12 protein-coding genes and 1 tRNA gene are annotated in these 15,775 nt (G+C 68.7%); 9 read left to right on the forward strand and 4 right to left on the reverse strand.

Annotation, left to right across the window (positions count from 1 at the left end; all coding sequences use genetic code 11):
• Positions 1–205 precede the first annotated feature (205 nt).
• On the forward strand, positions 206–2,599 hold the full coding sequence (locus ACFVMC_RS04585; protein ID WP_379206816.1) for a penicillin-binding protein: 2,394 nt from the start codon (positions 206–208) through the stop codon (positions 2,597–2,599).
• Between the two features lie 57 nt (positions 2,600–2,656).
• Here ACFVMC_RS04585 and ACFVMC_RS04590 read toward each other — a convergent pair whose 3' ends face one another.
• A complete protein-coding gene (locus ACFVMC_RS04590; RefSeq protein ID WP_379206817.1) occupies positions 2,657–3,121 on the reverse strand; it encodes a GatB/YqeY domain-containing protein in 465 nt (154 codons plus the stop codon).
• A 125-nt stretch (positions 3,122–3,246) separates the two neighbouring features.
• Between ACFVMC_RS04590 and ACFVMC_RS04595 the strand changes: the two genes are divergently transcribed.
• From ACFVMC_RS04595 to ACFVMC_RS04620, 6 genes are all read left to right on the forward strand, one after another.
• Positions 3,247–4,209 carry a metallophosphoesterase gene (locus tag ACFVMC_RS04595; protein WP_379206819.1) on the forward strand — a complete coding sequence of 321 codons (963 nt, stop codon included), beginning with the start codon at positions 3,247–3,249 and terminating at the stop codon, positions 4,207–4,209.
• Between the two features lie 242 nt (positions 4,210–4,451).
• Complete coding sequence (locus ACFVMC_RS04600) at positions 4,452–5,549, forward strand: hypothetical protein (RefSeq protein ID WP_379206821.1); 1,098 nt, start codon at positions 4,452–4,454, stop codon at positions 5,547–5,549.
• Positions 5,550–5,630: 81 nt separating this feature from the next.
• Positions 5,631–5,704: transfer RNA gene (locus ACFVMC_RS04605), tRNA-Pro, on the forward strand.
• A 107-nt stretch (positions 5,705–5,811) separates the two neighbouring features.
• Positions 5,812–6,147, forward strand: a complete 336-nt coding sequence (locus ACFVMC_RS04610) for a hypothetical protein (RefSeq protein ID WP_379206823.1) — start codon at positions 5,812–5,814, stop codon at positions 6,145–6,147.
• Positions 6,148–6,732: a carboxymuconolactone decarboxylase family protein gene (locus ACFVMC_RS04615; protein ID WP_379206825.1), complete on the forward strand. Its 585-nt coding sequence runs from the start codon at positions 6,148–6,150 to the stop codon at positions 6,730–6,732. It begins immediately after the preceding gene.
• A 455-nt stretch (positions 6,733–7,187) separates the two neighbouring features.
• The gene (locus ACFVMC_RS04620) at positions 7,188–8,396 is read left to right on the forward strand and encodes an FAD-dependent monooxygenase (protein ID WP_379206827.1); all 1,209 of its coding nucleotides are present in this window, start codon (positions 7,188–7,190) and stop codon (positions 8,394–8,396) included.
• A 560-nt stretch (positions 8,397–8,956) separates the two neighbouring features.
• Here the strand turns inward: ACFVMC_RS04620 and ACFVMC_RS04625 are convergent.
• From ACFVMC_RS04625 to ACFVMC_RS04635, 3 genes are read right to left on the reverse strand one after another with little or no spacing between them, the layout of a single operon-like run.
• Positions 8,957–10,423 (reverse strand): catalase, encoded by a 1,467-nt coding sequence (locus ACFVMC_RS04625; RefSeq protein WP_379206829.1) that lies wholly within the window; start codon positions 10,421–10,423, stop codon positions 8,957–8,959.
• 54 nt (positions 10,424–10,477) lie between these two features.
• Positions 10,478–11,722, reverse strand: coding sequence for an ATP-binding protein (locus ACFVMC_RS04630; protein ID WP_379206830.1), 1,245 nt, complete (start codon positions 11,720–11,722; stop codon positions 10,478–10,480).
• On the reverse strand, positions 11,709–12,803 hold the full coding sequence (locus tag ACFVMC_RS04635; protein WP_379206832.1) for a tetratricopeptide repeat protein: 1,095 nt from the start codon (positions 12,801–12,803) through the stop codon (positions 11,709–11,711). The genes ACFVMC_RS04630 and ACFVMC_RS04635 overlap by 14 nt, the downstream gene beginning before the upstream one ends.
• 345 nt (positions 12,804–13,148) lie before the next feature.
• On the opposite strand from ACFVMC_RS04635, the gene ACFVMC_RS04640 reads away from it, so the two are divergent.
• Positions 13,149–14,399 (forward strand): APC family permease, encoded by a 1,251-nt coding sequence (locus ACFVMC_RS04640; RefSeq protein ID WP_379206834.1) that lies wholly within the window; start codon positions 13,149–13,151, stop codon positions 14,397–14,399.
• A gap of 40 nt (positions 14,400–14,439) precedes the next feature.
• The gene (locus ACFVMC_RS04645) at positions 14,440–15,774 is read left to right on the forward strand and encodes a serine hydrolase domain-containing protein (protein WP_379206836.1); all 1,335 of its coding nucleotides are present in this window, start codon (positions 14,440–14,442) and stop codon (positions 15,772–15,774) included.
• Position 15,775 lies beyond the last annotated feature (1 nt).

The following is a 15,775-nucleotide window of genomic DNA, read 5'->3' on the forward strand; positions in this document are numbered from 1 at the left end:
GGTTCTCAATCTAGGTAAAGGTATGGGGCTAGCGCAAGACCGTCTCGAGATTTTTTGGTACGTCCGTCCCTGCACTCCGTCTGCCCTCGCGCGACACGCGGAAGCCCGCGCGACGACACGCCCAACGGGGGCACGAACCGCACGTTCGGACAAAGTCGCAAACACACCGGAGAGAGCTGAAGGGGTTACCCGTAGGCTGGAGTTCGTGCCGATCACGCCGAATTCACCCACCCCGTCGGCTTCGCCTCCTACCATCGCGCGGACACTCGCCAAGCTGGCCGGCAGCTGCGCGCTGGCCGCGGTGCTCGTCGCCGGGCTGTTGTTCCCTCTCGCAGGCGGTTTCGGATTCGTCTCCAACCGCGCCGCCGACGCCGTGGACAACGTCTCCGCGGAACTGGTGGAGGGCACCGTTCCCGCCGTCTCGACGATGGTGGACACCACCGGGGCGCCGATCGCCTGGCTCTACGAGCAGCGCAGGTTCGAAGTACCCAGCGACAAGATCTCCAACGACATGAAGCTGGCGATCGTGTCCATCGAGGACCGGCGCTTCGCCGACCACGCGGGCGTCGACTGGCAGGGCACACTGCGCGCGTTCCTCACCAATACCTCGAGCGGTGAGGTGCAGCAGGGCGCGTCCACCCTGGACCAGCAGTACGTCAAGAACTTCCAGCTGCTGGTGGTTGCCAAGACCGACGCCGAACGCCGCGCGGCCATCGAGACCACCCCGGCCCGCAAGATCCGCGAGATCCGGATGGCGCTCACCCTGGACCGCGAGCTCACCAAGGACGAGATCCTCACCCGCTACCTGAACCTCGTCCCGTTCGGCAATTCCTCCTACGGCATCCAGGACGCGGCCAAGACCTACTTCGGCGTCGACGCCGCCGATCTGAAGGTGCCGCAGGCGGCGATGCTCGCGGGCATGGTGCAGTCCAGCTCCAAGCTGAACCCCTACACCAACGAGCAGGGCGTGCTGGCCCGCCGGAACACCGTGCTGGACACCATGATCCAGAACATCCCCAGTCGAGCCGAGGAATTCCGCAAGGCCAAACTGGAACCGCTGGGCGTGCTGCCCGAGCCCAAGGGCCTGCCGCGCGGCTGCATCGCGGCCAACGACCGCGGCTTCTTCTGCGACTACGCGGTGCAGTACCTGGCCAATGCCGGGATCAGCCGGGACCAGATCGACAAGGGCGGCTACCTGATCAAGACCACCCTCGATCCGGCCGTGCAGGACTCGGTGAAGCGCGCCGTCACCGAGACGGCCAACCCGAACCTCGACGACATCGCGCAGGTGATGTCGGTGGTCGCGCCGGGCCAGGACTCCCACCCCGTGGTGGCCATGGCCTCCAGCCGCACCTACGGGCTCAACCGCGACGCCAACGAAACCATGCAGCCACAGCCGTTCTCGATGGTCGGCGACGGCGCCGGCTCGGTCTTCAAGCTGTTCACCACGGCCGCGGCCATGGAGAAGGGCATGGGCATCAATGCCCAGCTCGACGTGCCCGGCCGGTTCGACGCCAAGGGCATGGGTAACGGCGGCGCCCGCGGCTGCCCGCCCGAGACCTACTGCGTGGAGAACGCGGGCAAATACAAGTCGCCGATGTCGGTCACCGAAGCGCTGGCCACCTCGCCCAACACCGCGTTCGTCAAACTGATCCAGGCCGTGGGCGTCACGCCCACCGTCGATATGGCGGTCCGGCTCGGCATGCGCTCCTACACCGAACCCGGCAGCTCGGGACACAGCAACCAGAGCCTGGCCGACATGGTGAAGAGCCAGAACCTGGGCTCGTTCACACTGGGCCCGGTCGCGATCAACCCGCTGGAACTGTCCAACGTCGCCGCGACGCTGGCCTCCGGCGGAAAGTGGTGCCCGCCGAACCCGATCCGCGAGGTCGTCGACCGCACCGGCAAGTCGGTCCCGCTCACCCAGCAGGCCTGCGAGCAGGTCGTCGAACCCGGACTGGCCAACACCCTGGCCAACGCGATGGGCAAGGACCACGACCCGGGCGGCACCGCCTCGGCCGCGGCCGGCTCCACCGGCTGGAACATGCCGGTCGCCGCCAAGACCGGCACCACCGAGAGCCACCGCTCCTCGGCCTTCCTCGGATTCACCAATTCGCTGGCCGCCGCCACCTATATCTACGGCGACAGCCCGACGCCCGGCGAGATCTGCTCGTTCCCGCTGCGCAGCTGCGGCAGCGGGAACCTGTTCGGCGGTAACGAACCCGCGCGGACCTGGTTCAACTCGATCAAGGGCGTCCAGGATCGGTTCCCGCCGCCCGCCCTGCCGCCGCTGGACGACAAATACGTGCGCGGCTCCAACAACGCGCAGGTTCCCGACGTGGTCGGGCTGACCCAGGGCGAGGCGACCGCCGCGCTGTCCGCCGCCGGGTTCCAGGTCACCGCGGTGAACGGGAACGGCCCGCTGCCCAAGGGCGCAGTGATGAGCACCGCGCCGAACGGGTCGGCGATCCCCGGCTCCGTCGTGACGATCTACATCAGCGACGGCACCCAGCGCGCGCCCACCCCGGCGCCGGGCCCGGCCGCACCACCACCGGCGCTGCCGCCGGGGTTGCCGCTGCCGCCCTGGTGGCCCAGGTAGTCCAACGAAAAACCGCCGACCCGGAACACCGGGTCGGCGGTTTCGTTTTCGGACTCCTCAGAGGCGGGCCTTGACCGCCGCCGAGATCCGGGAACCGTCGGCCTTGCCCTCGGCCAGCGCCGACGCGACCTTCATGACCTGGCCCATCTGGCGCATGCCCGGCCGCTCCCCGATCTGCTCGGCAATCTGGGCGATCGCGGTGTCGGCGAGATCAGCGATCTCGGCGTCGGTGAGCTGCGTCGGCAGATACTCGTCGATGATGCGCGCCTCGGCGTGCTCGTTGGCGGCGAGCTCGCCGCGGCCGTTCTGGGTGTAGATCTCGGCCGACTCGTTGCGCTTCTTCGCCTCTTTCTGCAGCACGACGATGACCTCGGCGTCGGAGAGCTCACGTGCCTCCGAACCCGCGACCTCGGCGTTCTGCACCGCGGCCAGCAGCATGCGCAAGGTGGCCAGGCGCAGGGTGTCCTTGGCTTTCATCGCGGCGGTCATATCCGTCCGCAACTTCGCTTTGAGTTCCGACATGGCCCACACGCTAGCCGCTGGCCGGTCCAGCGCCCACTACATTTCCGCGGGCCGCGCCCGCCGCAAATCCGGACAGTGCCCAAACACACTCGGCGGTTCCCAGGTGCCTCACCTATGCTGGGCAAATGCCCGTGCTTTCGACTTCCGCCGTCCGCCGCACCGCACTGGGAGCCGCCGGGGCCGCGGTGGCCGGAATCGGCTATGCCTCGCTGATCGAACGCAACGCGTTCGTGCTGCGTGAGGCCACCATGGCGGTGCTGCCGACGGGCTCGTCCAGCCTGCGGGTACTGCACCTCAGCGACCTGCACATGATGCCCGGCCAGAAACTCAAGCAGCAGTGGCTGCGCGAGCTGGATCGGCTCGAACCCGATCTGGTCGTCAATACCGGTGACAATCTCTCGCACCTGAAAGCGGTGCCCTCGGTCGTGCAGTCCATGGGCGGATTGCTGTCTCGCCCCGGGCTTTTCGTCTTCGGCAGCAACGACTACTTCGCGCCGGTGCCGAAGAATCCGCTGAAATACTTCAAGAAGGATCACCGCCGCGTCTACGGTGCGCCGCTGCCCTGGCAGGACCTGCGGGCCGCGTTCACCGAACGGGGGTGGCTCGATCTCACCCATGTGCGCCGGGATCTCGAGGTGGCCGGGGTTCGTATCGCCACCGCGGGCGTCGACGACCCGCATCTACAGCGCGACCGCTACGACACGGTCGCCGGAGCGCCGAATCCGCTGGCGGAGCTGCGCATCGGGCTGACCCACTCCCCGGAACCGCGAGTACTGGACCGGTTCGCCGAGGACGGCTACGACCTGGTGCTCGCCGGGCACACGCACGGCGGTCAACTGGTGCTGCCGGGGTACGGCGCGCTGGTCACCAACTGCGGGATCGACAAGTCCCGGGTGAAGGGCCCGTCGAAGTGGGGGGAACATACCCAGTTGCACGTGTCGGCGGGCGTCGGTACCTCGCCGTGGGCGCCGTACCGGTTCTGCTGCCGCCCCGAGGCAACACTGCTCACCCTGGTCGCCGCGCCGCCCCGGCGCCCGGTCAGCGAATCCGATCGCGGAGTGTCGGCTTCCCAGGCCGTGGCACGCTGAGTTAGCCCTACCCGACGCCGCTTGCTAGGGTCCTCTGCCGAAGCGAGAAGTCAACGCAGGGGACAACTTTGAGCAGCAGCGGATTGACCGGCCCGCACAGTGCGGCAGCGGGCCACACGGGGGCGGGGTATCCGCAGCAGGCCCTGAACCGGAGCGAGGTCGCCCAGACCGGGCCGCAGCAGGCCGGACCATGGCCGCAAGCAGGTCCCACCCAGACTGGGCCAGCACCGCAAGCAGGTGCGGTGCCACCCGGATCGAATATGCAGTGGCAGCCGGTGTTTCAGGAGGCAGCGCCACAGCTCGGCCAGCCGGAAAACCCCGGCGGCGCAGTTCCGGCCACCCCACAGTTCGGTGCGCCCGACCACCTCAGCACGCCGGGCCAACCCGCCCCACAACTCGGTGCGCCTGACCGCTTCAGCGCACCGGGCCAGCCCGCTCAGCAACTCGGTGTGCCGGAACATTTCGGCGGACCGGGGTCGGCGGCCGGGGTGGAGTATTTCGGTGGCGCAGGTTCGGCGGGTTCGCAGTTCGGGGGTGGCGGACCGCATGCGACCGGGTGGGGAATGCCGGTGGCCGCGCCGCCGGGGGGCGTCCATTTCGACAGACCGCAGCCGGGTGGGCGCAGAGCTTGGATCGGGATCGCGGTCGCGGTGCTGGTGCTCAGTGGTGGGGCGGCAGTGGTCGCCCTGCACGACGGTGACACGAAGGCGGCAGCCGCCGATGCGCCCGGGATGGTGAGCGCGCTGTCCACGAAGGCGAACCCGGCCGCGAAATCGAAGACGGCGACCTCGACCGCGGCCCCCAGCGCCGAGCAGCCGAAGGTACCCGGATATCAGGTGGTGATCGCGCCCGACAGCGGCGCGGCCTACGACGTTCCCGCCGACTGGACCGTTGCCGCGCCCGAGGTCACCGGCAAGTTCGGTGCGCCGCCGGACACCGTGATGGGCAAGGGGATGGCCTCCGAGGGCCGGGACTACTGCCCCGGGTCGACCCGCACAGTCTCCCTGCTCACCGGTTCCGACAGCACCGATTCCACCAGCGCCGCACTCGAACTCGGCGCCAAGGCCGCCCGCGCCTACTCCAGCGGCGCCAACCCCGGTCCACCGCAACCGCTGACCTCCTACGACGGCAGCCAGAACGGCGTCTTCGTCGAGACCAGGGGCACCATCGCCAATCCCAACCCCGGTTGCGCCGCCGAATACTCGGTGTACACCTTCGCCACTCCGGCCGAGCAGGGCAGCTTCGTCATGGTGATCGCCGCCGATATCGGCGTCCCCAAGGCCGTCGACCCGGATACCGCCAAACGCATCTTCGCCAGCGTCCGCCCGCACGGAGACTGATCAAGCGCCCAAATCATCCCCCTGACCAGCGGATTTAACTCCTACCGCCGCCCTGTTGTAAGCTACTCCAGGTTCGCTTCACGGGGTGTGGCGCAGCTTGGTAGCGCGCTTCGTTCGGGACGAAGAGGTCGCAGGTTCAAATCCTGTCACCCCGACTCGTGTGGTTGAGACACGATACGGCTCCCAGCCTTCACCGGCTGGGAGCCGTTCTGTTTTCCGGCAGCGGTTCCGACCGGCGCGCTCAGGGCCTATCGTGGGGCACGTGTCAGAACCCGCTGCACCCCAGGCGGACAGCAAGCGCGTCGCGTATCTCGACCTTGTGGACCGTGTCCGCCACGGTGCGGGCCGGGCGGATCCCGAGCTGCGCGATCGCGCCTTCCACGGCGTCGGCCTCCCGTCGGCTGTGCAGACAGTGATCGACCAAGTGACAACGCGCCCGAACACGTTGACCGACGGGGATTTCGCCGCGGCCACCGTCGCGGGTTTCACCGAGGACCAATTGTTCGAGCTGGTTATCTGCGCCGCCGTCGGCCGTTCGACCCGCCTGTACGAGGCGGGCATGGCAGCTTTGGACGCAGCACTGCGAGAGGAGGAGTAGATGCGCCTCGACATTCTGAATCACGGCTACCGGCCCGCCACCAGGGCACTGTTCACGCTCATCCGCGTCTTCTCCGGCCGACCGCTTCCCGACGCCGCGAAGCTGACCTTCTACCGGCCCGATTTCTACGGTGCTCGCGCCAAGCGGTTCACGCACGCGGCGATGCGCGGCCCATCCGCCTGGTCGGTCGCCGACCGGGAGTTGATGGCCGCCTATGTCGCCACGATCAACGAGAGTTCGTTCTGCATCGGAGCCCACACCGCAACCGCCGCACAGGCCTACGGCGACGGAGCCATAGTCGACACAGCCCTGAGTGACCTCGACTCGGCCCCCATCGCCGATGGCCTGCGCGCCACATTACGCATGCTCGGCAAGCTCACCCGCGATCCGAACGCTGTCACGCCCGCGGACATGCGCGCGGTCCTGGCCTCCGGTGTCACACCGGAGCAGATCCGCGACGCCCTCGCCGTTTGCGCCGCCTTCGACACCACCGCTCGGCTGGCCGATGCCTTCGCTTTCGACCTGCTCACCTCAGAGGGCTATGCCGCGGGAGCCAAGTTCCTGCTCGCGCGCGGCTACCGATAGTCGCTGTCTCGATAGACATTTCGCGTCACGCAAGATTGCGTGGCACGCAATTTCCACAGCGTGGGCGTGCGGCATTCATAGTGGGCGCAAGAAGCTCGCGACCGGGAAGCATTGGCGTACGCGGCATTACGGCTGGCGATCGAGCGTGGGCGGACGCGGCCGGTATCGACCCGATCTGGCGGCTTTGCGCGCCGCGGCAGGCAAGCTGGTGTTCGCGCACGGGCCGAGACCACTTCCCCGCACTCCCAATCGCGTGCCGGCCAGGGAACTTTCGCTGGAGTTGTGCAAGTTCCGCGGTGATCACGTCGGGCTACATCCACCGACCCGCGGAGTTCGCCGCGAAGCTACGGGCGGTGCTCGCCGAACGAGTGATTTAGACATTTGTACTAGACAAACGTGCAACTCCTCTGTTAGACATATGTCTAAGACATTCGATTCACAGCAGAGGACACACCATGAACCAGCCCCGCATCCTCGTCTCCGGCGGCGGCATCGGCGGCAATGCCGTCGCGCTGCAACTCCTCCGGGCCGGTATCCGCGCCACTGTGGTCGAGCGGGCCACCGCTCCCCGACCGGGCGGGCAGTCCGTCGACCTGCGCGGCGCCAGCGGCGCGGTCGCCGAGCGAATGGGTCTGATGGACAGCATCCGCAAGCGCCAGATGGACGAGCGCGGCGTGGTCTTCGTGGACGACAACGGGGCGGCCATCGTGCGGATGGACATGGAATCGCTGGACGGCAAGGGCGCGGTCGCCGAAATCGAGATCACCCGCGGCGATCTCAACCAGATCCTGCTGGACGAACTCGATTCGGCGGGCGGCGTCGACTACCGCTACGGCGAATGGATCACCGACCTCGCCCAGGACGCCGACGGCGTCGATGTCACCCTCGCCTCGGGCGCGACCGAGCGCTTCGACCTGGTGATCGGCGCGGACGGCCTGCATTCGGCGACCCGCCGACTGGCCTTCGGCCCCGAGCAGGACTTCAGCACCTACCTGGGCGGCTACATGTCCTTCTTCACCATGCCCACCCCGGCCGAGGTGGAACCGCACTGGTTCGCCATGCATTCCATCCCCGGCGGCGCCAGCGTCGGGCTCCGGCCGGACTTCGACCCGGCCACCTGCAAGGCCATCATCACCATTCGCTCCGACGCCGATCCGGCGCTGCGCCGGGATACCGCGGCACAGCAGCGGCTGATCCGGGAGCGGCTCAGCGGCGGCGGCTGGGAGTCCGGCACGGTGCTCGCCGCCATGGACCAGGCCACCGACTTCTACTTCGACGAACTCGCGCGCATCGACCTGCCGAACTGGTCGGCGGGCCGGGTGGTGCTGCTCGGCGACTCGGCCTTCTGCGGTTCGCCGCTGGCCGGGCAGGGCACCGCCATGGCCATCACCGGCGGCTACATCCTGGCCGGGGAGATCGCCGCGCACAGCGGCGATCCGCTGCGCGCCCTGGCCCGCTACGAAGAGCTGATGCGGCCGTTCGTCGCGAAATCGCGGGACCTGCCGCCCGGCGGCATCAAGGCCATGGCCCCGATGACCCGCTTCGGCATCCGGGCCGGGCACACCATGACCAAGCTGATGATGTCGAAGGTGATGCGGCCCTTGATGATCAAGATGCTGAGTACCACCGAGGACTACGACCTGCCCGAATACCCCGCCCGCTGACGTCGAACCGCTGGGCGGGCCGGTCACCCCTCATGATCGGCCCGCCCCTTACCCGTGGGTGGGATCGTCGGCGCTCCCCGAATGGTTACCTTCGGCAGCGGCGCGGCGCCGGTCAGCTCCCGGAAGAGCCACTGAGTGCGTGCCCGGTAGCCACCGACCGGGCCGGCCACCCCTCGTGGACCGGCCCGATCAGCGCTACCTCCGTGACGCGGTCTGCCACCCCTCGTGGACAGGCCGTGCCCCGGATCCCCACCCCGGTGGTGGCTTGCTCCGGCGTTGAGACAACTTTGCAACCGCGCTCTTAGCGGGCACTTAAGAAGAGCTTGTACGACCAAATACGCAGGTAGAGCGCGAATTTCACCCAGACCCCGCGCGCATGGCGGATGATGGAGGCAGACCAACGAGGGATTGGGGTTCGCGATGGAAACCGTGGTGGTCTGGGTCCTGGCCTGCTTGCTCTACTGGTGGGGTCTGCTCTGATCACCCGCCGCGTTTCCGCCTCCGGATAGACGAAAGCCGGGGAGGTGCGGTGTGCACCTCCCCGGCTGTTCGGCGGCGGTTCAGCCCGCCAGACCCTCCCGGACGCCTACCTCGACGCGTTTGCCGAGATCGGCGTCGACGTTCTTCCAGTACTGGAAGACGCGGGACAGGATCGGTTCCTGTACGCCGCCCAGGATGTGGCCGACGATATTGTCGATCAGACGGGCGCGCTGGTCGTCGTCGAGCACTTCACGGACCAGGGTGCCGGCCTGGGCGAAATCGTTGTCCTCGCGGTGTTCGAGGTAACCCGCCCGGATCATGGTCGGGTCGAAGTCCCAGGCGCCACCGTCGGGCGCCAGGCCGGGCTGGGCGTGCGGGCCGCCGAAGGAGTTCGGCGCGTACACCGGGACGCTCGGATCGTTGTAACCGAAACGCATGGCGCCCTCCTTGGAGTAGGAGTTCACCGCCGCGGCCCGGGCGCGGTTCGGCGGCAGTTCGTGATGGTTGACGCCGATGCGGTACCGGTGCGCGTCGGCGTAGGCGAAGACCCGGCCGAGCAGCATCTTGTCCGGCGAGAAGCCCACGCCCGGCACGAGATTCGACGGTGCGAAGGCGGCCTGCTCGATTTCGACGAAGAAGTTCTCCGGGTTGCGGTTCAGCGTCCAGCGGCCGACCTCGATGAGCGGGTAGTCCCGCTGGGACCACACCTTGGTCAGGTCGAACGGGTTGAACCGGTAGGACTCGGCCTCGGCCACCGGCATGACCTGGACCTTCAGCGTCCAGCTCGGGAACTCGCCGCGCTCGATCGCCTCGTAGAGGTCCTTGCGGTGGTGGTCGGGGCTGGTGCCGGCGAGGGTGTCGGCTTGCGCCTGGGTCAGGTATTCGATGCCCTGGTCGGTCTTGAAGTGGTATTTCACCCAGAAGCGCTCGCCCTCGGCATTGATCCACTGATAGGTGTGCGAGCCGAAGCCGTCCATGTGGCGCAGGGTCCTGGGGATGCCGCGGTCGCCCATCAGCCAGGTCACCTGGTGTGCGGTTTCCGGGCGCAGGGTCCAGAAATCCCACTGCATGGTGTGATCGCGCAGGCCGCTGCCGGGCAGACGCTTCTGCGAGTGGATGAAGTCGGGGAACTTGATCGGGTCCTTGATGAAGAACACCGGGGTGTTGTTGCCGACGATGTCGTAGTTGCCGTCCTCGGTGTAGAACTTCACCGCGAAACCGCGCGGATCACGCCAGGTGTCGGGGCTGCCCTGCTCACCGGCGACGGTGGAGAACCGGACCAGCGATTCGGTGCGCGCACCCGGCTGGAACAGCTTGGCCTTGGTGAATCGGCTGACGTCGTTGGTGACGACGAGTTCGCCGTAGGCGCCGCTGCCTTTCGCGTGCACGACGCGCTCGGGCACGCGCTCGCGGTTGAAGTGCGCGAGCTTTTCGATCAGGTAGTGATCGTGCAGCAGGATCGGGCCCTGGGTACCCGCAGTCAGCGATTCGTCGTCGCTGGAGACCGGGGTACCGGTGTTGGTGGTGGTCGGCTTGATGCGGGACATGCACCCCATGCTGCTGGCTATTTTTGAATTAGTCAAGAAACAGAACCGCAACAGTTAATGCTGCCTGCGCGCTTTCATGTACCGCGCGAGCTCGTCGTAGGTCCCGTCCCCGTTGGCGAACTCGACCACATTGCGCGCCGCTTCGAACCACGCGGCCGCACTCGGCCGGACCTCGGCCAACGCCACCTCCAGATCCGACCTGGCGACCGGCCGGACCGCACCCGTACGCAGCGAATCGGCCATGGCGAGCTGCGTGGCCGAGGTGCAGACATGGGCCAGATCCGCGCCGGACAGGCCCTCGGTGCGCCGCGCCACCTCGGCCGGATCGATCCCGGCCACCGGACGGCCACGCAGGTGATAACTCAGAATCGCGGCGCGCGCGGCCGTATCGGGCAGGCCGACCAGAACCATGCGATCGAACCGGCCCGGTCGCCGCAGCGCGACATCCACGTCCCACGGATGGTTGGTGGCGCCCAGCACGTAGACGCCGGAGTTGTCGGCGGTGGCCGAATCCAGTTCGGTGAGCAGCTGATTCACCACGGTGCGCATGGTCGAGGAACCCGACATCTGACTGCGCCGGTGCCCCAGCGCGTCGAGCTCGTCCAGGAACAGCACACAGGGCGCGTTGCGCCGCGCCACCTCGAAGACGCCGTGCAGATTGCGTTCGCTGGCGCCGGTGTAGATATCCAGGATGTCGGCGATCTCGATCGGATAGAAATTGGCGCCCAGCTCCCCCGCCACGGCGGCCGCCAGGAAGGTCTTACCGCAACCGGGCGGGCCGTACAGCAGCAGTCCACCGCGCGCGGAGGTGCCGAACGCTTGCGCCAGGGCCGGATTCCGGAGCGGCCCGAGCAACGCAAGCTCGAGCTGACGCTTCACCTCCGCCATGCCGCCGACATCGGCCAGCCGCACCGTGGACCGCTCCACAGTCCCCGCATCCCCATCGGTGGCGAACTCGGCGGGCCCCGCATCGGGGAAGGCCGGGGCGACGATATCGCCGACCTGCTGTTCGGCGGCCGCCCAGAAGTCGTAATCGCCGAGATCGGGTTCGGCGGGCGGCAGCCGGACCGGCCGGCCGCCGCTGCCCAGCGCGATCGTGCACTGCCGTAGCAGACCCAGCACCTGGGCGTTGCCCGGCTCCTGGGTCAGCGCGGCGCCGCACTGCGCCAACGCCTCGGTGAACAGCCCGCGCTCGACCTGCAACTGGATCACCCGCACCCGCAGGGCCAGCACCTCGGGACTGCGCTCCAGCGCGGCGAGCATCTCGATCAGCACCGGGTCGTCGTCAGGCCGGAACATGGCGTCGCTCCTTCACAGCTCGAATGATCCAGCGCAGGATTTGCAGGGCCAGCGCGCCCAGCACCACGCAGGGCAGCGCTATGGCGATCGGGTCCGCGGAGCCGGTGACGATGGCCAGCAGCACGAGCAGGAAGATCACGCCGAGCAGCAGCACCCGGGCCACCGACACCACATCCGAGCGCAGCGCCGACCACACGCTCGGCCGGTGCCGGCGCGGCAGCGACCGCACGCCGACGACCACCGCGGCCAGCACCGCCGCCGAACCCACCACCCCGATCACCCGGCCGGGCCCGGTCACGACATCCACGGTCCGCGCGGACGCGGCCTCGGGGGCCGAACCGAACAGCAGCACCGCCCCGACCACCAGGAACATCAGCAGATGCAGCCGGACCAGCGCCCGGTGCACGATCAGGCCGATATTGCGCCGGACCAGCGGGCCCATCGTGGCCGGGTCCAGTTCCCCGACGCGCAGCAGCCCGTCGGCCGCGGCCCCGAGCCGGCCGGACCGCAGGCGCACGATCGCCAGGTCGTGCGCGGCGGCGGCGTGTTCGGGGTCGATGTCCAGGGCGCGGCTGAACGCGGTGGCGGCTTGCGCCGCGGTCCGCAGCCCCGCCTTGCTCTGCTGCAACAGGATCGATCCGTGCAGCCAGTGCAGGTTGGCATTGTCCGGATTCAATTCCAGGGCCCGTGCCAGCGCGGGCAGCGCGACCTGCGGATCGGACCGGGTGACGGTGGCGAGCACGCGATAGTTCGCCGCCGAGTCGGGCCCGATCTCGACGGCGCGCCAGGCGGCCGCCGCGGCGGCGTCCGGGTCACCCAGGCCGCTCTGCGCCAGGGCCCGGGCGCGCAGGCCGAACTCGGAGTCGGGCCGCACGCGCAGGGCCGCGTCGGCGGCGGACGCGGCGGCCGGATAGTCGCCGAGGGACAGGCAGGAGTCGGCCAGGTAGGCGGCGGCGGTGGCGTTGTCCGGATCGCTGGCCAATTCCTCGGCCAGCAGGGTGCGGGCGTCGCGGTACCGGCCGAGCCGCTCCAGATGCACGGCCCGCGCGAGGCGCGTGCCGGTCGCCGAACCCTCGCTCACCAGACCACCTCGTCTCGGTTGCCGATCTCGCGATCCTAAATTTGCGGACCGCTCGGTATGCGATGGTCCGGGTGTTCCGATACCGAATCGTTTCCCCTGGTCACATGCGGTGAGTGAGGCCACATCCGGCTACCGGAACAGACCTGCGGCAGCACGGGTTGTAGCTGTACGTCGGCGTCCGGACAGCCCCGGGCCCCACCCCATAGTCGCTGCGAGCGACCACCCGCCGTGAGGCGCTTGTGGGACGTCGACATGCACACCGAACGCCGTCAGGTCCTCCCCCGACCTGGCGGCGTTCGTCGTCGCGGAGTCGCGGCGCGGGTCGCCGTACGCCAGGATGGCGCTGTGACTGCGCACGACGAGACACTGCGGCGACGGCTGGGGCTCGGCGATTCGGTGGTGATCGGGCTCGGCTCGATGGTGGGCGCCGGAATCTTCGCGGCGCTCGCCCCGGCCGCGGCCGCCGCGGGATCGTGGCTGCTGCTCGCGGTCGCGATCGCGGCCGTGCTCGCGTACTGCAACGCGATGTCCTCGGCTCGTTTGGCGGCGCGGTATCCGGTCTCCGGCGGCACGTATGTGTATGGGCGCGAACGACTCGGCACCTTCTGGGGGTACCTGGCGGGCTGGGGTTTCGTCGTCGGGAAGACGGCCTCGTGCGCGGCGATGGCATTGACGGTCGGCAACTACGCCTGGCCCGAACACGCGCGAGTGGTGGCGGTGGCCGCCGTGGTCGCGATCACCGCGCTCAGCTACACCGGCGTCCAGAAGACGGCGCTGGCCACCAGGATCATCGTCGCCGCGGTCCTGGCCGTGCTGACCGTGGTCATCGGGGTCGGCCTGTTCGGAAATCACTCGGCGGCAACGGCTCTGCCGGCGACGGTGGGACCGCGCGGCGTGCTGGAGGCAGCGGGGCTGCTGTTCTTCGCGTTCGCCGGGTACGCGCGCATCGCCACACTCGGCGAGGAGGTGCGCGATCCGCAGCGCACCATCCCGCGCGCCATCATGATCGCGCTCGGGGCGGCGCTCGCGATCTACACCCTGGTGGCGGTGGCCGCGCTGGCCACGCTCGGCACAGGCGGGCTGGCCCACGGTGCGGATCCCCTGGCCCGGGTGGTATCCGCCGCGGGCGCACCGGAATTGACGCCGGTGGTGCGGGTCGGCGCGGTACTCGCGGCGACCGGGTCGCTGCTGGCGCTGATCCTCGGGGTCTCGCGGACCGCGCTCGCCATGGCGCGTGACCGCTGGCTGCCGGGCGCGCTGACCGCGATACATCCGCGGTTCGGCGTACCGCACCGCGCCGAACTCGTGGTGGGTGCGATCGTCGCGGTGGTCGCGGCGAGCTTCGATCTGCGTGCCGCCATCGGCTTTTCGTCGTTCGCGGTCCTGACCTACTACCTGGTCGCGAATGTCGCGGCGGGCACCCTGCGCGCCGACGAGGGACGCCCGCCGCGCTGGGTCCCGGTCTCGGGTGCGGCCGGCTGCGTGGTCGTCGGATTCTGTCTGCCGCTGACCTCGGTACTCACCGGGCTCGGCGTGCTCGCGATCGGCGCGGGCTGGTATCTCGTTCGGCGCGACCGCGCCGGAACACGGGAGTAATCCGGGGTAGAACAACCCGCACCCGTTAGCCTCGATTCCCATGGGGCGCATCGGTGGATTCCTGATCGGTTTCGCGGCGACAACGCTGGTGGGGAGCTGTGTTTTCGCCCCCGGCGCACAGGCCGCCGAGCCCGAAACACAGTGTTCGGTGACCTCCGCGCGCGAGCTGCAACGCGCCAGACCCGAACAGGTCGGCATGGATCCCGCCGCGGTCCAGAAGGCCCTGGAATTCGCGGCCGGTCGAAACCGATTCAATGTGCAGATCTTTCGGCACGACTGCCTGATCGGCGAGGGACTGACCAACGACCAGAGCGGAAACACCGCCTGGAACATCTGGAGCTCCACCAAGAGCGTGGTGTCCCTGCTCGCCGGAATCGCCTGGGATCAGGGCAAACTCGACCTCACCGCACCGATCGGCGACTACCTGCCCGCCGGGCTCGGCGACGAGCTGCGCCGGTCCATCACCGTGGCGAACCTGCTCACCGAAACCTCCGGCATGCGAACCGGCGTGTTCACCGAGGGCATCACCGGGGTGATCCCGATCGACCCGAACAGCGCCGTGCAGGCGCTCGGCGTGCCGCTGGACAGCGCACCGGGCACCCGATTCAGCTACAGCCAGCGCAATGTCGACCTGCTGGCCTACGTGCTGGAATTGGCGGTGGGCGAACCGTTGCAGCAGTTCTCCCAGCGTGAGCTGTTCGATCCGCTCGGCATCGCGCGCGGCGACTACTACTGGGCGCGCGACCGTGCCGGGCACACCTACGGGTACGCGCATCTGATGATCCCGCCGAACGATTTCGCCAAGATCGGCCTGCTGGTCCACAACAACGGACGCTGGGGCGCACGGCAGTTGCTCGCACCGGACTACCTGTCGAAGGCGCTCGCTCCCTCGACCACCAATCCCTGCTACGGCTATCTGTTCTGGATCGGCGCCGGCTGCGCGGAAATCCCCGACTTCCTGCCTTCGGACACCTACGCGATGTCCGGGCTCGGGCTCCAGAACATCTTCTTCATCCCGAGCCTGGACCTCACCGTCATGTGGACCGGCGTATTCGGCAATGTCTCCCGGTACGGGTTGCAGGGAATCCTGCAGAACTTCGAGGAAGTGCCGCACGAGTTCTTTCGCAGGCTGCTCGGCGCGTTCCCCGGCACCGCGGACCCGGGGCCCTATGTCGAACCGCCGATCCGGATCGACCCGAGCCGCTACTTCGACATCGACATCCTGACCGCGGTCTTCGGCCTCGGACCATCTGCCTACCCCGGCTGCAATGTCGTCGCCTGCCTGAACTATCCGCTGGCGCCGCCGTTCGCCGACACCGCCCCCGGCTGCGCGGTCCTGGTCTGCCTCGGACCCGAAGCGCCCGGAATCCGCTGAG

Source organism: Nocardia sp. NPDC127579 (assembly GCF_042672005.1).
Classification (GTDB): Bacteria; Actinomycetota; Actinomycetes; order Mycobacteriales; family Mycobacteriaceae; genus Nocardia.

Coding starts and splice junctions, on each gene's coding strand:
- ACFVMC_RS04590 (WP_379206817.1), bottom strand. CDS start 3,121: ATGTCGGAACTCAAAGCGAAGTTGCGGACGGATATGACCGCCGCGATG.
- ACFVMC_RS04595 (WP_379206819.1), top strand. CDS start 3,247: ATGCCCGTGCTTTCGACTTCCGCCGTCCGCCGCACCGCACTGGGAGCC.
- ACFVMC_RS04615 (WP_379206825.1), top strand. CDS start 6,148: ATGCGCCTCGACATTCTGAATCACGGCTACCGGCCCGCCACCAGGGCA.
- ACFVMC_RS04620 (WP_379206827.1), top strand. CDS start 7,188: ATGAACCAGCCCCGCATCCTCGTCTCCGGCGGCGGCATCGGCGGCAAT.
- ACFVMC_RS04625 (WP_379206829.1), bottom strand. CDS start 10,423: ATGTCCCGCATCAAGCCGACCACCACCAACACCGGTACCCCGGTCTCC.
- ACFVMC_RS04630 (WP_379206830.1), bottom strand. CDS start 11,722: ATGTTCCGGCCTGACGACGACCCGGTGCTGATCGAGATGCTCGCCGCG.
- ACFVMC_RS04645 (WP_379206836.1), top strand. CDS start 14,440: ATGGGGCGCATCGGTGGATTCCTGATCGGTTTCGCGGCGACAACGCTG.